Here is a 3,613-nt window from a genome sequence, read left to right as displayed (position 1 = left end):
AAGCCGCCGCAAAAGCGATGACATCAGCATAGGTTTGAAAGGGTCCAATTCCCTGATTAAAATTAACTAAGGACTGGACAAATTCCCCTTTATCTCTAGCAATACGCACTCGATGAATGGACATATTTATCAAGCAAAAAGTAAAAAAGTTTACAAAATTCAGGAGATAGAAGTTATCAGTATCTATGAACTATTTTATCTATCCCCTATCCGCCAATAACTGATAACTGCTTTAAGGATAAGTTTTAATTAGTCCTTTAGCTTGGTAAACATGAAATTGTTCGATGGTGACACCACCGCGCTTGATCGGAATGACAGCTACTTTAGTTATATCTTGGAAATAGGGACGGTAGCGATCGATTATTTCCGGTCTTTCTAGAGAACTATTTGTAGTAATTAATAAACCATTTTTACCGATCCATTCTTGAGGATTAACCCAAATTTGATAACCCCTTTGATCATTGTTAAAACAGGTGACGGGAATAGGAACTAGGGGATAAAGGGCCATATCTAGCCATGCGGTCACATAAAAATTATGGGTAAAAACGAAGCTAGAATCTTTTAAGAGTGCTAATAATTCGGGAGAATTAGCAAAGCCTTGGCGCAGTTGATTTATATCGACAATTTCCCGAGAAGGGTCTTGTTCTGGGGCAATAATTCCCCCAAAAATTGCGTATTGACTAGGTTTTTGGAAAGTGCCAAAAGTAACGTGAAGCATTGCTATAGATAAAACAGTAACGATAAAAATTCCTGACCCCCATAACCATCTTTTTACCCAGATTCGAGAAGATTGCTGCCAAGTATTGGCCTTTTCTCCTAATAAAATTGTGCAGGACCAGAACCCGGGTAAAATCCAACTAGGGGCGAGATAATGGGAAGCACCTACATAAAGCATTCCCAGGATTAAAGGCAGAGAAACCGAGAGAATTAACCATTTTTTGAGTGATTCTTCATCTCGATGAAAAAATCTTTTTTTCGAGATAAAGTTAGGAATTTGTTCGGCAAAGCTTTTAAATGTCACCCACCACATCGGCAAACCAAAAGGAGGAAACATTGTGGCGATACTAATGCCAATAACCGAGAGAATACCAAGAATATTAAAGGTTTTCGGTTCTCCAGAAAAACGGTCTTCTAAATGAAAGCGAAAGGAAATCCAATCATGGTTAATATTCCAGTAGATAATCGGCAATAAAGTTATCAAAAAAAGAATAAATCCTAATCCTAACCAAGGGGATCTAAATACAGGCCAATAGCGGGGAGTGGTCAGACAAAATAAAACTAAACCAAAGCCCAAAATAAAGCCGTGATATTTACTTAAAACCGCCAATCCTACGGCAAGTCCAATATAAGCGAGACGATAGCTAGGATGATAGTTTTTTTCCCGAATTGGCCAGAATTCTTGGGCAGCTAAATAGACTGTTAATGACCAAAAAAAGATTAAAGGACTATCTGGCTGCGAAAGAATCCCGAAGACGATCCCATAGATGGGGATCAGGGTGGCGATCGCTAAAGTCATTCTGGCGACCGGCAGACTGAACAATTTTAAAGCCGTCAGATATAGCAAACAGAGGCTGCCAGTATAGAGGAGGAGAGTACCGAAGCGAATGGTAAATTGATTGACTAATCCCGTGATCCAAGTCCCAAAACCCGTGGAAATCGCTACTATTGGCGGATGATCGAAATAACTCCAATCTAGATTATGGCTGTAAACATAATAATAGGCTTCATCGTAACCGGGATAAAGCCCCAAGGCGATGATGATTCTAAACAGGAGTCCACCGATGAGCAGATAAACGGCAATGCGATCGCTAAGTATTTTGGTCAAAATTCTTACCTCATTTCATCGCTAAAACTGATGTTAGAGACGGGAGATTTTTGGGGTTGCCAGATTCGAGATTTGTGCATCTATGGCAAGGTTAGATTTAAATGTGATCTTTAGTTACTATATCACCAACTCTGTCATCTCTTAGCCCCTGGCTATCAGCAAACTCTCCCCAGGCGTTGCTGATTTGCGATCTGAAAGAGGATTAAGAGAACGGGGAACGGTAAAATGATGTTAAGTAAGTGTTTGTAATTAGGGTTTGCTGAATAAATCTAAAAACTCTGTTGGATAATACCATTTTTCATAAGTAATGGCAGAGATGGTTAATCGCCCTCACCCCCCCCTGCCCCCCCGACATCGGGTTGGTGGCGCAAATAAGGCTATGATAAAATAGAATACAAGAGCTATTCTAAATCAATAAGAATATGCACATCATCAGCCGTACAAAACTGCGGCAATTTTCTGGAAAACACGCCGATGCTGTTAATGCCATTAATACTTGGTATAAAATTGCTAGTAAAGCAGAGTGGAAAAACCTGGCTGAAGTTCAAGCTGTGTATTCTCAAGCAGAAGCCGTTGGTAATTTCACGGTCTTTAATATCAAAGGTAATCCCTATCGTCTAATTGTAGATATCGTTTACAAAGACCAAGTAATTTATATCAAGTACATTTTGACTCACGCGGAGTATGACAAAGATGAGTGGAAAAATGACCCTTACTTTAAACCGTGATACCTACGGAAGTTTACTAGCCAAGTATCTACCAAAAGTGATAGAAAACGAGGCAGAAAACGAACAGGCTATTAACCTAGCTGAGGCCTTATCTCATCGAGAAAATCGCAGTCTAGAAGAAACCACCTTGTTAAATTTACTCTTGACTTTAATCGAAAAGTACGAACAAGATCATTATCCCCTTGAAGAATCAGAACCCCATTCAATACTCTGGGAACTCATGGAAGCTAACAACTTACAAGAAAAAGATTTATCAGATATACTAGGTTCAAAAACCATAGTTTCTGATATTCTTATTGGTCAACAAATAATAACAGAAAAACAAGCTGTAAAGTTAGGACAGTTTTTTCACGTTGACTCAAGTTTATTTTTATCTACTCAGTAAATTTGGGCTATATTAGGTGATGGTTGGTTATAATATAAATATCTATATCTACACTGGAAGAAAATTAAACAAATGGCTAATCTTGAAGAAACTGTCTTAACAACTTTTCTTCAGCTTCCTCAAGAAAAAAAGCTTCTGCTGTAGCTGATGAAGTGAACTACTCTCAACGGAATTGAGAGTAGTTCAAGAGTAACTTTTGAACGTCTCCAAGAAGCTGGCTTTTGGGTTGCACCCGGCCTACAGATTTTTCTGCTAAAATTATCTACACAACAGTACACAAGCGGGAAAAGCAATAGTCTATGCTAGAAAAAATCGGAATGGGAGAATTCCAGGATCATCTCGCCAAATATTTGAGTTCTACTACTCCCATCGCCGTCACTTGCCAGGGTCAGACGGTGGGTTATTTCTTGCCGGCACGACCGGAGCCATCGGAAGCGGAGATCGACGGGTTAAAACGCGCCGCCGAGAGGTTGGATGCGCTTTTACGCGAACAGGGACTTTCTGAAGATGCGCTCGTTCGCGAATTCCGTCAACTCCGCGAAGGCGAGCGTTAGGCTTTCTGCTTTGACATCCTCGCCGCCCTAAAAGTGCGGCGATTCCTAAACCTCACGATTTAAGTTTCTGCTTCCACCACCGTCGCATACCACAGTTAAAAAACCATGTACTGTCTTCCAC

General features: G+C 40.2%; 4 protein-coding genes and 1 pseudogene. 3 read left to right on the top strand and 2 right to left on the bottom strand.

All coding sequences use genetic code 11. The features are described from left to right. Nucleotides 1-124: pseudogene (locus tag IQ242_RS19595) on the bottom strand (DNA phosphorothioation-associated protein 4); the annotation flags it as partial. A 108-nt stretch (nt 125-232) separates the two neighbouring features. Beyond that, on the bottom strand, nt 233-1,825 hold the full coding sequence (locus IQ242_RS19590) for a glycosyltransferase family 39 protein (protein WP_193961116.1): 1,593 nt from the start codon (nt 1,823-1,825) through the stop codon (nt 233-235). A 422-nt stretch (nt 1,826-2,247) separates the two neighbouring features. On the opposite strand from IQ242_RS19590, the gene IQ242_RS19585 reads away from it, so the two are divergent. The 3 genes from IQ242_RS19585 (at nt 2,248) to IQ242_RS19575 (ending at nt 3,492) form a co-directional block, all read left to right on the top strand. Further along, nucleotides 2,248-2,553 carry a type II toxin-antitoxin system HigB family toxin gene (locus IQ242_RS19585; RefSeq protein WP_002787896.1) on the top strand — a complete coding sequence of 102 codons (306 nt, stop codon included), beginning with the start codon at nt 2,248-2,250 and terminating at the stop codon, nt 2,551-2,553. Then, the gene (locus IQ242_RS19580; RefSeq protein ID WP_193961115.1) at nt 2,519-2,938 is read left to right on the top strand and encodes a type II toxin-antitoxin system HigA family antitoxin; all 420 of its coding nucleotides are present in this window, start codon (nt 2,519-2,521) and stop codon (nt 2,936-2,938) included. The genes IQ242_RS19585 and IQ242_RS19580 overlap by 35 nt, the downstream gene beginning before the upstream one ends. 299 nt (nt 2,939-3,237) lie before the next feature. After that, nucleotides 3,238-3,492 carry a type II toxin-antitoxin system Phd/YefM family antitoxin gene (locus IQ242_RS19575; RefSeq protein ID WP_193961114.1) on the top strand — a complete coding sequence of 85 codons (255 nt, stop codon included), beginning with the start codon at nt 3,238-3,240 and terminating at the stop codon, nt 3,490-3,492. Nucleotides 3,493-3,613: the final 121 nt, after the last annotated feature.

The organism is Microcystis sp. LEGE 08355, from assembly GCF_015207185.1.
In the GTDB taxonomy this organism is placed as follows: Bacteria; Cyanobacteriota; Cyanobacteriia; order Cyanobacteriales; family Microcystaceae; genus Microcystis; species Microcystis panniformis.
The sequence above is the reverse complement of the archived record's forward strand: the minus strand, read 5'-3'. Positions and strand labels throughout refer to the sequence as shown.

Coding starts and splice junctions, on each gene's coding strand:
- IQ242_RS19580 (WP_193961115.1), top strand. CDS start 2,519: ATGAGTGGAAAAATGACCCTTACTTTAAACCGTGATACCTACGGAAGT.
- IQ242_RS19575 (WP_193961114.1), top strand. CDS start 3,238: ATGCTAGAAAAAATCGGAATGGGAGAATTCCAGGATCATCTCGCCAAA.
- IQ242_RS19585 (WP_002787896.1), top strand. CDS start 2,248: ATGCACATCATCAGCCGTACAAAACTGCGGCAATTTTCTGGAAAACAC.